Here is a 12477-nt window from a genome sequence, read left to right as displayed (position 1 = left end):
TCGGTGGTATCACTAGTTCAGGGATTTCGTCCTCTCACCCTCATTTACGGAAACTGACCATGAAGCTTACCGCCCAGGCCGCAGGCACCTTTGCGATTGCGCCGACCCCGTTCCACGATGACGGCCGCATCGACGAGAAATCGATCGACCGCCTGACCGACTTCTATGCCGAAGTCGGCTGCGACGGCGTCACCGTGCTCGGCATTTTGGGCGAGGCGCCGAAGCTCGATGCGCATGAAGCCGAGCAGGTGGCGATCCGGTTTGTAAAACGCGCCAAGAACATGCAGATCATCGTCGGCGTCTCGGCGCCCGGATTTGCCACCATGCGTTCGCTGGCGAAGGCGTCCATGGACGCGGGCGCTGCCGGCGTCATGATCGCGCCGCCGCCTCACTTACGCACCGACGACCAGATCACCGGCTATTTCAAGCAGGCGCAGGAAGCGATCGGCGACGACATTCCCTGGGTGCTGCAGGATTATCCGCTGACGCTCAACGTCGTGTTCACGCCCGCGGTGATTCGCAAGATCGTGATGGATTCGCCTTCCTGCGTGATGCTCAAGCACGAGGACTGGCCGGGGCTGGAGAAGATCTCCACGCTGCGGAGCTTCCAGAAGGACGGCTCGCTGAAGCCGATGTCCATTCTGGTCGGCAATGGCGGCCTGTTCCTCGATTTCGAGATGGAGCGCGGCGCCGATGGCGCGATGACCGGCTACGCTTTCCCGGAATTGCTGATCGATGTCGTAAAACTGCAAAAGGCCGGCAAGCGCGACGCCGCGCACGATCTGTTCGATGCGCATCTGCCGCTGATCCGCTACGAGCAGCAGCCCGGTGCGGGCCTTGCGGTGCGCAAGTACGTGCTGCAGAAGCGCGGCGTGATCGCCTCCAGTGCGCAGCGCAAGCCGGGCGCGACCATCACGGCGACGGCAAAGGCCGAAGTCGAATATCTGCTGTCGCGGGTGGCGCGGGTCGATCGCCGCGCCAACCTGCAACCGCAATCCAGCGCGGCGGGTTGATCCGATGACCGAACCCGCCAAAGCACCGCGCCCTGCGTCCACCATCCTGTTGCTGCGCGACGCCACGGAGCGAAGGGGCGACGGCATGAGCCGCGCCGAAATCGAGGTCTTCATGATGGTTCGCCATTATGAGATCGACTTCAATTCCGGCGCGCTGGTGTTTCCCGGCGGCAGCGTCGACAAGGGCGACCAGGAGATCATCGCGGCGCCCGAACTGTATTCAGGCGGCGAGGGGCTCGATGAGGCCACGCTCAGCTTCCGCATCGCGGCGATCCGCGAGACCTTTGAAGAGAGCGGCATCCTGCTGGCGCGCCCCAAGGGCTCGAAGACGCTCGTCGACGCCAAAAGGGCCAGCGAGATCGAGACCGCACATCGTGCCGACCTGTGCGACAGCAAGATCAGCTTCCTCCAGGTGCTGACCGACAACGGCATGGTGCTGGCGCTCGATGAACTCGTGCCCTATGCGCACTGGATTACGCCGGAAGGCATGCCGAAACGTTTTGACACCTGGTTCTTCCTCGCCGCCGCGCCGCCCGAACAGGTCGGCGCCCATGACGGCAAGGAATCCACCGATTCAATCTGGGTGTCGCCGCGCGAGGCGCTGGAAGGCGGCGAGAGCGGCCGCTTCAAGCTGCCGTTCCCGACCACGCGCAACCTGATCAAGCTCGGCAAGCAGGACAGCGTGCAGGCCGCGCTCGAGGATTCCAGAGGCAAATCCGTCGTCACGGTGACGCCGATCATGACCAGGAACAACGGCGGCCGTCAGCTCCGGATTCCGCTCGAGGCCGGCTATGACGGCGACGTGTTCGAGGTCGGCTCGGTCGGTTAGGCGTCATAGACAGACGCCTCACGCGAGATACGTGTCGATCACCGCCTGATCCTGATCCCAAACCCAGCATTCCCCGAGCAACCCGTCCCGCACGGCATAGACCAGCAGCCGCTCGAACTCCGCCGCCTTGCCATCGCGCTCGAAGCGCTCGCGCACCAGCAGCGCGCCACGCTCGGGGCCGGCCATGATGTCGACGATGCCGAGCAGTTTCCGGCTGGTGCGGCGGGTGACCTCGGCCAGGATCGAAAGCGCCGCCATCTTGCCCCGGTGGTCGCCAGCGAGCGGGTTGCGGCCGAAATAGTGCAGCGTGAAGTCGTCGTGGTAGCAGGCGGCGAGCGCGGCGCGGTCGCCGGCAAGCCAGGCGCTTGCGTAGCGCGTCACGGCCTGCCGGGTGCGCTGAATCGCGGCTTGGCTGTCGGTATCATCAGGCTTATCTGTCATCGTACCGGGTCCTGTTGTCATCCCGGCACCCTAGCTCCGCCTGAACGATCCGGGCTTTCAGAAACTGGCTATGCGCGCAATCGGCGGGGCGAAATTGTTGGGGTGGGGCGCCCGCGTGCTCTATCTCGGCCCGGCCTTCGGATTGACGCCGCACCGCAATGCGACCGCCGTGCTTGCCATGGGCCTCGATGCGGCGCTGGAAGTGGCCGACGATCCGACGGACCCCGCGACCGACTATCGTTCCACGCGTAGCGTGTTGATATTGCCCAACAGCCTGCATCATCTGCGGATCGCGCGCGGGCGCATGGCGTTCCTCTATGTCGATCCGCTGGGGCGCGACCTCAAGGCCTTGCTGGCGCGAATGACGGATACGCGCCCGCGTGCGGCGTTCGATCTGCGGGAAGAGGCCGCGGTGATCGAGATCATGACCGGCCTTGCCGAAGATCGCATCCCGACGCGCGACGGACGTTCGTCGCTCGGCGAATTGCTCGGTGTCGGCACGCGCACCAAAGCCAATGCGCGGATATCGGTGGCGCTGCGGCTGATGCGGGATGAGCCGCATAAAGCCCACCGGCTCACTGAACTGGCGGAGCAGGCGGGGCTGTCGGCGTCGCGGTTCCTGCATCTGTTCAAGGCGGAGACCGGTGTGCCCTTGCGGCGTTACCGGATCTGGAACCGGATGGGCGCGGCGGTGCGTGCCTGCGGTGAGGGCTCGTCCCTGACTGAAGCCGCCCACGCCGCCGGCTTTGCCAGTTCGGCGCATTTCAGCAGCGCCTTTCGCGACATGTTCGGCATGATGCCGTCCGACCTGCTGAAAACCTTGCAGCCTGTGGAGGGCTAGGCAAGGCGCGGTGGGGCGTGATGCCCGAGGGAAGACCTGGCCATTTTGCCGCACGGCAAAGCCCCGCAGCGCCCAAAATCCCGGATTGGGGCAGCCGGGACCGGCAGTGTGACGCCAGCGTGACCAAGGGGGGTGGACCGGTGCACCGCCAGGCCGGTCTGGCCGGCTTCGCGAGCTATTTCAGCATGTTCCCCACGACCCGAATAACGTCGTATATTGCCGCCGATAGGAGCCTGGCCTCGATAACATGACCTCTGAATTGCCGCCGAATTCGCCAACGACGCGATCGTTTTCGTTGTCGATCGGCCAGCTGACATTCGGCAGTTTCATGCTGGTGCTGGCGGTGATCATCATCACCTCCACCGCCAGCGTCATCGCCATCCGCCACATCGATGCGACCTTCGCCGAGCTGCAGCGGCTGGAAAGCGTCGGCGACCTCGCCCAGGATATCGACCGGCGCATGAACGAGTTGCGGCTGGCGGCAAGGGATTTCGTCACCGACCCCGGCACCCAATCGGTCCAGGTCGGCGAGGCGGCGACCTCGCTCAGCGAGGTCCTGAAGAAAACCCGGCTGGAGCTTGCTCCCGAACAGCAGGATATGATCGATGGCGTCACCGAGCGCCTGTCGACCTACCGCAGCGGCATCGAGCGTATTTCCGCCCTGATCAACCGCCGCGCGGAGCTGATCGTCGGGCTACCGCCGCTGCGCGAGAAATTCGATGCCGCGATCGCCGACACCCCCGATCCACTGATGGCGTCGGCGCTGTTTCAAACCCAAAGCCAGATTGCCTCGGCTTTGCTGGCGCGAAATCCCTCCGCGGCTGAACTGGCGGCGCAAAGCATGCGCTCGATGACCATGGCGGAGCCAAAGCTTCGCGCGGCCGTCGATGATTATGCCCTGGCGATTATCAACATTTCGACCCGCGAGCGGCAGATTTCCGACATCGACAAGGAAGTGCTGGGCGCGGAGGGCCGCCTGATCCAGCGCGTCACCGAATTGTTGCGTGAGGTCAGCGCGCGTCGCGGCCATGTACTGTCCCGCGATTTCGCCCGGACGCTGACGGAGGCTAAATGGCAGAGCATCGTGCTCGGCACCGCCGGCGTCCTGATCGGGCTGTTCGCCTCGCTGCTGGTGGTCAGGCGCACCGTGCGTCCGCTCGCGACGATCGCAACCTCGATCCGCAAGGTGGCCGGCGGCGAAAAAAACACCTCGATCCCGCAGACCGATGTCGACAACGAAATCGGCGATATCGCGCGAGCCGCCGAAGTGTTTCGCCAGACGCTGGTCGATGCCGACGCGGCGCGCGAGGCGGCGGTACGCGCCCTGGCCGAACAGCGCCTCGCCGAGGAAAGCTATCGAAAATTGTTCGAGGCGTCGGTGGACGGAATCTACGTCACCACGCCCGGAGGCGCGCTGCTCAATGCCAACCCGGCGCTGGCGCGGATGATGGGTTACGCCACGCCGCAGGATCTGATCAACGGCCTCGGCGACGTCTCCGAATCCGTCTATGTCGATCCGCAGGCGCGCGTGGAATATGAGCGGCTGATGGAACGCGACGGCATGGTACGCGAGTACGAATACCAGGTTCGCGCGCGCGACGGGACGGTGCTCTGGCTCTCTGACAGCGCCAGCGCCGTGCGCAACGAGGATGGCGAACTGATCCGTTACGAGGGAACGGTCCGCGACATCACCGACCAGAAACGGGCCGAGGATGCGATCGCCGAAGGTCGCCGTTTGCTGCAGCAGGTGATCGATACCGTGCCCGCGGTGATCAACGTCAAGGACAGGCAGCTCCGCTATCTCCTGATGAACCGCTACATGGCCGGTATTTTTGGCATCGAGCCCGGGGAAGCCATCGGTCGCACCACGGCCGACCTGATGTCGCGCTATGGCGCGGCGAAAACCGATGAGCCGGACAAGCGGGTGCTGGCCGGCGGCAGCGAACTCGGCTTCTATGAGGAAGAGTACAAGGATTCCACCGGCAATATGCGGCAATGGCTGGTCAACAAGCTGCCGCTACTGGACGCCTCGGGCGAGATCGAGAACATCGTCACGGTCGCGCTCGACATCGGCGAGCGCAAGCGCGTCGAACTCGAGATGCGCAAGGCCAAGGACGCCGCGGAAGGCGCGCTGCGAAATTTGCGGGAAACGCAGAATTCGCTGATTGAAGCCGAAAAGCTCGCAGCCCTCGGGCGGCTGGTGGCGGGCGTCGCGCACGAGGTCAACAATCCCGTCGGCATCAGTCTCACGGTCGCCTCCGCGCTGGAGCGCAAGGCGGCGAATTTCACCGCCGAAGTGGCGCGTGGCGAACTGCGGCGGTCCAGTTTGACCGATTTTCTCGAAACCAGTCGCGACGCGTCATCGCAGCTCGTCGCCAATCTCAATCGCGCCGCCGAACTGATCCAGTCGTTCAAGCAGGTCGCCGCCGACCGCAACTATTCCGACCAGCGCAGCTTCGACCTTGGCGATCTCACCGAGCAGGTGGTGATGAGCTTGCGGCCGGGCCTTCGCAAACACAATCTGACGCTCAACGTCGATTGCCAGCCCAACCTGACGATGAACAGCTATCCCGGGCCTTACGGACAGGTGCTGACCAATCTGTTTCTCAATTCGGTCGCGCACGCGTTCCCTGACGGCAAGCCGGGCACGGTCGATATCCAGGTGCGCGAGTCCGGCAAGGACAATGTCGAGGTCCTGTTTTCCGACAATGGATGCGGCATGACCCTCGACGTTCGTCGCCGCGCGTTCGATCCGTTCTTCACGACGCGGCGTGACCAGGGCGGCACCGGGCTTGGCCTGCACATCGTCTACAGCATCGTGACCAACCGGTTAGGCGGGCGGCTCGACCTTGATTCGGAGCCGGGCGGCGGCACGCGGATCCAGATGATCCTGCCGCGCATCGCGCCGCTTGAAATGGCGGCAGAGTAGACCGGCGCGCTAGTTCGTATCGGCCAGCTTGCGCAGCGTGGCGCCGAAAATCTGGCTGGCTTTGCCGACCAGCGCCGTCCCGTTCATGGTTCCCCGCGTATCGGTGAACGTGCCGGATACGCCGATGCCGACGGGGGCCGGCCCGCCGAACAGCGGATTGGCATCGGGGCTCGATGTGTGACGCTGCACCAGCACCTCGCCCTTGAAGGTATCGCCCTTCACCGTGTAGCTGCCGGTGTAAAACAGATAGGCATCGCCGCCGAGGATTTGGCCATCCCGGAACAGAATCACACCGCTGCCCTTGCCGGACCGCCCGTCCAGCAGGCTGACGTGGATCGAATACAGACCGTTTTTCATGACGTCCCAATCGGCCTCCGCGCCCACGGAACCCGGTCAGCTTTTATGCCAAAGCGGCACCCGCAGCGTCAACGTGCTAGGCCGTTTGTATGCGCGCGCAGCGCGGTGGATCACGCGTATTTCTGGTCGCGCTCCAGGAGCTCGATGGAAATGCCCTGCGGTCCGCGGATGAAGCAGATGCGTACGCCGGGCCGGATCGTTGTCGGTGGCTTGGTGAACTCGACGCCTTTGGCCTTGATTTCGGCGGCGACGGCATCGATGTCCTTTACCGTCAGTCCGAAATGATCGAGGCCCTGATAGGGCGTCACCGGCGGCGTGTTGACGCCGTCACCGGCCGCAACAGGGGCGATGAACACATTGGCGCCACCGAGCTTGACGTCGATTCGGCCTGGGCCGCGGACGATCTCGCCGCCCAGAATATCGGCAAGCCAGGCCGCGGTCGCTTCCGGATCGGGACTGCGCAGGTGGACATGGTCCCAAGTTACTGTCGGCATATTCGTCTCCCCAAGCCTCGTGCCCGTCGCGGTGATTGTTGCCGCGCCGCCAATCTAGCGGCCGGTGGTCCGCAATTCCATCCCCTGCGGTGCGCCTCGGCGGCCGTAAAATTGTCGAGCTCGCGTGCAACCATTCTGACCGTGCGTGATTATTGAGCTAGCGGCGGAACCGTACAGCGGCAGTCGTGTGAGAGGCCGTACGGCGTAACGCCCGTAGGGCCTTTTTCATGCGCGGGTGCGGTGATATCGCCGCCGGGTGAGGGCATGGCCATGATGATCGCTGGACGGTCGTTCGGAGCCCCGCAAGCGCGACTGCTCGCGTTGCCGGCCATCGCCATCGCGGGATGCACGATATGGATGATGCTTCCCGGACCAAGTGACGCCGAGGGCGACGCCGCAGCAGAACCTTCCTCGGTCATCTACGCGCAGAATGTATCGCTGCTTGAAGATGCGGCGGCTAAGACCACTTTGGCGAATCCGGACCAAGCCTCGACGCCCGCCGCGGTGACCGCACCGTTGTCGCTCGCGCCGGAAGCGAGGTCGCCGATCGAGGGTTTGCGGATTTCCTCGCAATCGTGGCGAAGGGGTGGGCTGGGCTCGAAGGCGCTCGTGACCTTCACGCTGCGCAACGCCAATGAGTATCCGGTGAAGGATATCGAGATTGCCTGCGCCTTTACCCGCCGCGACGGCAGCCATTTGACCGACCGCCGGCGAGTGATCCCCGACACCGTGAACACCAGGAGCCGGAAGGTCTATTCGGGCGTGCTGGTCGGCTTCGTCAACGTTAACGCAAACAAGGCGAAATGTTCGCTGGTAACGGCAAGCCGAACTTAGCCCTGCGACCCGGCGCTGCGAACCCGAAAATGTGATCGCCGCCGTTGAACCTGGGGGATGCCCCAGGAACTAATCATCATATCTCCAGTTAGCCGAATGTACCGCGCGAACGGCGCGGGGGGAGCGACGTCAATGCCCGTAGCGCGCTATTTCCTGTTTGTCGGCGCGGCTTTGCTCGCGCTGTTGTTCGCGCTCGATGCCTTTGCCCCGCAACAGGTCGCCGTGGCCAGCAATTCGACAGGCTCGATCGACAAGACCGTCGTGCGGATCCGTTCCGACCAGAAACCGCCGGAACGCGTGGTTTACGACATGAGCCTTCCCACCATTGTTCCGCCGGCTGTGACCACCCAGGTGGCGGCGGCTCCGGCGCCGATTGCCGACCTCAACGCCCAGGCTCGGGTGCGTGACACTTTTGCCCAGTTCGTACCGGCTGAAGCCAAGAAGGTTGAGCCGCAGGCTCCGCGCAAGCGCAAGATCGCCAAGGTTCGCCCGGTTCAGCAGCCGACGATGCGCTTTGCCCAGCAGCAGCACTTTGGCTTTGGCTTCTTCGGGAGTAACACCTGGTAAGCATCTATCCGCTTGTGAGATCGGCCGCCCTGAGGACGACCGGTTTGACGGTTACCGGGGCAACTGCGGAAGCTTGTCGACAAATTTGTTGAAGCAGGTCAGCCGCTCGTCTTCTTCCTTCACGAACCGGCATTCACTGACAGTCTTGGCGGCCGCCGGCTTCGGTTTCGGCTGCGGCGCATAGACGCCGTCATAGCAGGTCAGGCGTTCCTTGGTTCCGTCGTCGATGTCCTGACACGCCTGCAGTTTCTGGGCGGGAGACAGGGGCTTGGCGGGCGCCGCCTTGGCCGACTTCTTCTCGCCAGAAGGCTTTTTCGACCCGACCTGCACCAGCGGTTTGCCGCCAACGGTCGGAGGAGGGGCCGGGTTGGTTGGGGCGGGCGTAGCCGTTCCCTGAGCAAACGCTGCGGCCGGATACATGATCGCCAGCGCCAGGATCATCTTTCTCATATCAATCGCTCTCGAATGCGTGGTTTGCCGGTTCGGTCATGCGCGGAAATGGCGCACTCGGAGAGATTCGAACTCCCGACCCTCGGAATCGAAATCCGATGCTCTATCCAGCTGAGCTACGAGTGCCTGTAGCCCGCCCGATTATCAGACTTGTCCGGGCAGGGCCAGCAGCGGAACGTCAGTAACAGGGGTGCCGGCCGCCCTGGCCGATGTAGGCGGCTGAGCCCTGGCGGCAGTAGTTGGTCGAAGGGCCGTCATAATAGGCAAAAGTGCCGGGCTGCGAGCCGGGCCCGTAATTGTGCATGTAGCTGATCGGGTAGGGCAGCCAGTGATGGTGATGGCGGCGATGCCGGTTATGGCGGGCGTCCGCCAGGCTGGGCGCCAGGGCCGCGGCAGCAAACAGGGCGGCGGCGATCAAGAACTTGGCTTTGGGCATTTGATTCTCCGGGGATCCCACTGGAAACTAGACGTTTTTGGCCGATCCGGGCACCATTTTACGCGAAACGACCGGAAAAGCTGCGGAAAACTGGCGGAAGCTTGCCTATTTTTGGCCCCTAAGGGATGCTTAACGAAATCCCAACACAGTCCGGCCAAGGTTCTGCGGTGTGGTCGGGACTTCAAGGGCCACCCTCCGCTTTGACAAGGCTATCCGGTTCCCGATCGACCCATGCGCATCACGTCCCTTGCCCTGCTGTTCCTCTCGGTTCTGGTCGCGACCCCGGCGCGGGCCGATCTGCACATCACGCGCGACCATGGCGGCTACGTCGAGGAATACAAGGTTAAGTACAAGCGCATCCGCGACCGCAAGGAACGCGTCATCATCGACGGCATCTGCAACTCGGCCTGCACACTGGTGTTCGGCATCGTGCCGATGAACAAGATTTGCGTGACGCCCAAGGCGAGCCTCGGCTTCCATCAGGCCTATTACGACAAGGCCTTCACCTTCGGCATCAAGGTCACGAGCTCTGACGGAACGTCGGACCTGATGTCCTATTATCCGGATACCGTGAAAGACTGGATTCGCCGCAATGGCGGGCTCACCACCGAGATGAAGAAGATCAAGAACGGTGGCGAGCTCTGGAAGATCGTCGATCCCTGTCCGGAAGCGTTTTGAGCCGGGCGCAACCGCGCCGGCCGCGCGCCGTCAGTTCTTCTTAGAACGTCACGAAGCCTCGGATCGATTTCCCGCGCCTTTTCGCGGATGTCGAGTGGCTCATGTAGTGGTCAATGGGTTTGTGCCGAGCGAGAAACGCAAGGTACCGTCGGGCATCAGGCCCTGGCCTTGAGTGCGTTCAGGATCTTGCGATGTTGTCACGACATGGCGCGCGATCGACCCGCGCGATCAGTCCTTGCCGCATGGCATGTGATCGGGCACTACGCGTTCGCAAATGAACCGTGACCATGAAGATATTGCCGCGCGGGCGGCGCCGGCGATTTTCGTCGTGCTGTGGAGCACCGGCTTCATCGCCACCAAATACGTCGTCAATAACGCCGATCCCTTGACCTATCTTGCGATCCGGATGGCGCTGGTGGTGGTCTTGATGGCTGGCATCGTCGCGATCGCGCGGCCCCGCTGGCCGGATCGGATCGGCATCTTCCATAGCGCCGTCGCCGGCATTCTGGTGCACGGGTTCTATCTCGGCGGCACCGCGATAGCGATTGCGCATTCGATTCCCGCAGGGCTGTCCGCGCTGATCCCCGGCCTGCAGCCGATCCTGACCTCGACCATCGCCAACCGCTGGCTCGGCGAGCGCGTCACGGCCATTCAATGGGCCGGACTTTTGCTCGGGCTGGCGGGCGTGGTGCTGATCCTGCACAACCGGCCGATGAGCGGCGAGGCGGGGTGGGGCTGGCTCGCTTCCGGCGTGTCGTTGATCAGCATCACGCTCGGCACGCTGTACCAGCGGCGCTATTGCAACGCGATCGACTGGCGCGCGGGCAATCTCGTGCAATACGTCGCGGTGACGATCTTCTTTGGAATCGGGGCATGGCTGTTCGAGAACAACGTGGTGCATTGGACCACGGAGTTCACGCTCGCGCTGAGCTGGCTGGTCGTTGTGCTGTCGATCGGATCGATCGGGTTGTTGTACTGGCTGATCCGTCGCTCAGCCGCGACGTCGGTGGCGAGCCTGTTCTATCTGGTGCCAGCGGTGACGGCGCTGATGGCCTATGTGCTGTTCGGCGAACGTCTCGATGCAATCGCCATCGTAGGGATGATCGCGTGCGCCGCCGCCGTGTTGCTGGTCAACCGGCGCGCCGCGTGAGGATGTTCAGGCATTGCGAATGCTCGCATAGGCCGCGAGCGCGCGTTCGCGACCAGCCTTGTGATCGATGATCGGCCGCGGATAGGTTTTGCCGAGTTCGATGCCGGCGCTTGCCAGTTCAAGCGGTGTCGCGGTCCAGGGTTGATGGATCACTTTGTCGGGCAGTTGCTTCACCTCCGGCACCCAGCGCCTGACATAGACGCCGTCGGGATCGAACTTCTCGCCTTGCAGGATCGGATTGAATACCCGGAAGTAGGGTGCGGCGTCGGCGCCGCAACCGGCGACCCACTGCCAGTTAGCCGGGTTGCTGCCGGCATCGGCATCGACGAGCGTATCCCAGAACCATTGCTCGCCCTCGCGCCAGTCGATCAGGAGATGCTTGACGAGGAACGAGGCCACCACCATCCGCACCCGGTTGTGCATCACGCCGGTGTGCCAGAGTTCGCGCATGCCGGCGTCGACGATGGGGTAGCCGGTCAGGCCGCGCTGCCAGGCGCGCAATGCCTTGGTGTCGTGCTTCCAGGGAAATGCATCGAACGATGCCTGCAGATTGCGCGTTGCGAGATCCGGCACGTCGTAGAGCAGATGACGGCAGAATTCGCGCCAGCCGAGTTCGCTGAGGAATTTATCGATATCGGATGACAGGCGAGGGTGCTCAGCGGCGGCGAATTTTGCGGCGTGCCAGACCTGACGCGGGCTGATCTCGCCGAAGCGCAGATGCGGCGACAGAAGCGAAGTGCCCTCGCGGTCAGGGCGGTCGCGGTCACCGGAATAGCCGGCGATACCACCGGCGAGGAACGCCTTGAGCCGCGCCTGCGCCGCAGCTTCGCCGGGCCGCCAGTTTTCGCGCAGACCGCCGGCCCAGTCGGGACGGGTGGGCTCGAGATGCCAGTCTTCCAGCGCATCGCTGGCGATACCGGATATGCCGTTCAGCTTCGTCGGCGCCGGCACTGGTTTTGGCGGATCGCCGAGGGATTGCACCCGCCGCCAGAACGGCGTGAACACCCGCAGGCCACGGTTCTCCTTGTTCCGGATCTGGCTCGGCGCCACCAGCAGGTCGCCGGGAGATCTGTGAGTCCTAACACCACCGAGTGCCGCCGCGACCTGATCCGCCGCCCGCTGCTGCGGTGCCTGTGCAATCTCGTTCCAATAGACGGCGCCGGCATCGACCTCGCGCGCAAGGCCGGCAATGACCGTGGAGGCCGACCCTCGGCGCAATACGAAGGACGCGCCCCGATCCCGGAGGCTCTCCTGCAAGGCGCGCAACGACTGCGCCAGCCACCAGCGGGCAGCACCTCCGAGCGGACGAACGCCCGGCGTCCTCTCGTCGAGCACGAAAATGCACACAACCGGCGCTTGTGTGCTGGCGGCCGCGTGCAGGGCGGGATGGTCCGAAAGGCGCAGGTCCTCACGGTACCAGACGATGGCCGGGCGAGGACTCGTCATGCGCGCATCAGT

The 12477-nt window shown here is 63.9% G+C and carries 14 protein-coding genes and 1 tRNA gene; 8 read left to right on the top strand and 7 right to left on the bottom strand.

Features of this window, described 5'->3' with window-relative positions:
* The first annotated feature begins 59 nt into the window (after positions 1-59).
* Complete coding sequence (locus tag JQ558_RS14100; protein WP_212208931.1) at positions 60-1013, top strand: dihydrodipicolinate synthase family protein; 954 nt, start codon at positions 60-62, stop codon at positions 1011-1013.
* Positions 1014-1017: 4 nt separating this feature from the next.
* Positions 1018-1842, top strand: a complete 825-nt coding sequence (locus JQ558_RS14095; protein WP_212293980.1) for an NUDIX hydrolase — start codon at positions 1018-1020, stop codon at positions 1840-1842.
* A gap of 18 nt (positions 1843-1860) precedes the next feature.
* Here JQ558_RS14095 and JQ558_RS14090 read toward each other — a convergent pair whose 3' ends face one another.
* Positions 1861-2283, bottom strand: a complete 423-nt coding sequence (locus JQ558_RS14090) for a nuclear transport factor 2 family protein (protein ID WP_212293979.1) — start codon at positions 2281-2283, stop codon at positions 1861-1863.
* A gap of 70 nt (positions 2284-2353) precedes the next feature.
* Here JQ558_RS14090 and JQ558_RS14085 point away from each other — a divergent pair, with 70 nt between their 5' ends.
* Both JQ558_RS14085 and JQ558_RS14080 read left to right on the top strand, forming a co-directional pair.
* The gene (locus JQ558_RS14085) at positions 2354-3124 is read left to right on the top strand and encodes an AraC family transcriptional regulator (protein ID WP_212293978.1); all 771 of its coding nucleotides are present in this window, start codon (positions 2354-2356) and stop codon (positions 3122-3124) included.
* Positions 3125-3371: 247 nt separating this feature from the next.
* A complete protein-coding gene (locus JQ558_RS14080) occupies positions 3372-6053 on the top strand; it encodes a PAS domain S-box protein (protein ID WP_212293977.1) in 2682 nt (893 codons plus the stop codon).
* A gap of 9 nt (positions 6054-6062) precedes the next feature.
* On the opposite strand, the gene JQ558_RS14075 is transcribed toward JQ558_RS14080, so the two are convergent.
* Entirely contained in the window at positions 6063-6410 is a 348-nt protein-coding gene (locus JQ558_RS14075) for a GrlR family regulatory protein (protein ID WP_192733799.1), read from the bottom strand.
* Between the two features lie 110 nt (positions 6411-6520).
* Positions 6521-6904 carry a VOC family protein gene (locus JQ558_RS14070; RefSeq protein WP_192733798.1) on the bottom strand — a complete coding sequence of 128 codons (384 nt, stop codon included), beginning with the start codon at positions 6902-6904 and terminating at the stop codon, positions 6521-6523.
* Positions 6905-7168: 264 nt separating this feature from the next.
* On the opposite strand from JQ558_RS14070, the gene JQ558_RS14065 reads away from it, so the two are divergent.
* Together JQ558_RS14065 and JQ558_RS14060 are read left to right on the top strand one after the other, a co-directional pair.
* The gene (locus JQ558_RS14065; protein WP_212208936.1) at positions 7169-7738 is read left to right on the top strand and encodes a hypothetical protein; all 570 of its coding nucleotides are present in this window, start codon (positions 7169-7171) and stop codon (positions 7736-7738) included.
* A gap of 96 nt (positions 7739-7834) precedes the next feature.
* Positions 7835-8305, top strand: coding sequence for a hypothetical protein (locus tag JQ558_RS14060; RefSeq protein ID WP_249119393.1), 471 nt, complete (start codon positions 7835-7837; stop codon positions 8303-8305).
* Between the two features lie 51 nt (positions 8306-8356).
* On the opposite strand, the gene JQ558_RS14055 is transcribed toward JQ558_RS14060, so the two are convergent.
* The 3 genes from JQ558_RS14055 to JQ558_RS14045 form a co-directional block, all read right to left on the bottom strand.
* Complete coding sequence (locus JQ558_RS14055) at positions 8357-8746, bottom strand: hypothetical protein (RefSeq protein ID WP_409363399.1); 390 nt, start codon at positions 8744-8746, stop codon at positions 8357-8359.
* A gap of 58 nt (positions 8747-8804) precedes the next feature.
* Positions 8805-8881, bottom strand: a tRNA-Arg gene (locus JQ558_RS14050).
* A gap of 52 nt (positions 8882-8933) precedes the next feature.
* Positions 8934-9191, bottom strand: coding sequence for a hypothetical protein (locus JQ558_RS14045; protein WP_212293976.1), 258 nt, complete (start codon positions 9189-9191; stop codon positions 8934-8936).
* Positions 9192-9422: 231 nt separating this feature from the next.
* Between JQ558_RS14045 and JQ558_RS14040 the strand changes: the two genes are divergently transcribed.
* Together JQ558_RS14040 and JQ558_RS14035 are read left to right on the top strand one after the other, a co-directional pair.
* A complete protein-coding gene (locus JQ558_RS14040) occupies positions 9423-9869 on the top strand; it encodes a hypothetical protein (protein ID WP_212293975.1) in 447 nt (148 codons plus the stop codon).
* Between the two features lie 274 nt (positions 9870-10143).
* Positions 10144-11019 (top strand): DMT family transporter, encoded by an 876-nt coding sequence (locus JQ558_RS14035; protein WP_212272214.1) that lies wholly within the window; start codon positions 10144-10146, stop codon positions 11017-11019.
* Between the two features lie 6 nt (positions 11020-11025).
* Here JQ558_RS14035 and JQ558_RS14030 read toward each other — a convergent pair whose 3' ends face one another.
* Positions 11026-12465, bottom strand: coding sequence for a deoxyribodipyrimidine photo-lyase (locus JQ558_RS14030; RefSeq protein WP_212293974.1), 1440 nt, complete (start codon positions 12463-12465; stop codon positions 11026-11028).
* Between the last annotated feature and the right edge of the window lie 12 nt (positions 12466-12477).

Origin of the sequence: Bradyrhizobium sp. AUGA SZCCT0160 (genome assembly GCF_018130105.1) — a bacterium.
Taxonomy (GTDB): Bacteria; Pseudomonadota; Alphaproteobacteria; order Rhizobiales; family Xanthobacteraceae; genus Bradyrhizobium.
Note: the sequence above shows the minus strand (reverse complement) of the source record. Positions and strands in the feature narration are given on the sequence as shown.